The following is a 326-nucleotide window of genomic DNA, read 5'->3' as shown; positions in this document are numbered from 1 at the left end:
CGACGTCACATCCACCGCAGCCTCAGTCGGCCCATACAAATTCACCACCCGCACCGACGGCACCAACCCCCGCAACCCCTCCACCGCACCCACACCCAACGCCTCACCCGAACAAAACACCTGACGCAACGACCCCAACCCCACCGAACCCTGCTGCTGCGCCGACTCCCCCAGCGCCTCCACAAACACCGACAACATCGACGGCACAAAATGACACACCGACACACCACACCGCTCCACCACCGACGCCACATACCACGGATCCCGATGACCACCAGGCTCAGCCACCACCACCGAAGCACCAACCATCAACGGCCAAAACAACT

The 326-nt window shown here is 62.6% G+C and carries 1 protein-coding gene; it reads right to left on the bottom strand.

Translation table 11 applies throughout. From position 1 onward, the window contains the following. The coding region (locus AMD30_RS24405; RefSeq protein WP_156354446.1) for an AMP-binding protein at positions 1-326 on the bottom strand (326 nt) is incomplete at both ends.

This window comes from Gordonia sp. HS-NH1, from assembly GCF_001418765.1.
Classification (GTDB): Bacteria; Actinomycetota; Actinomycetes; order Mycobacteriales; family Mycobacteriaceae; genus Gordonia.
The sequence above is the reverse complement of the archived record's forward strand: the minus strand, read 5'-3'. Positions and strand labels throughout refer to the sequence as shown.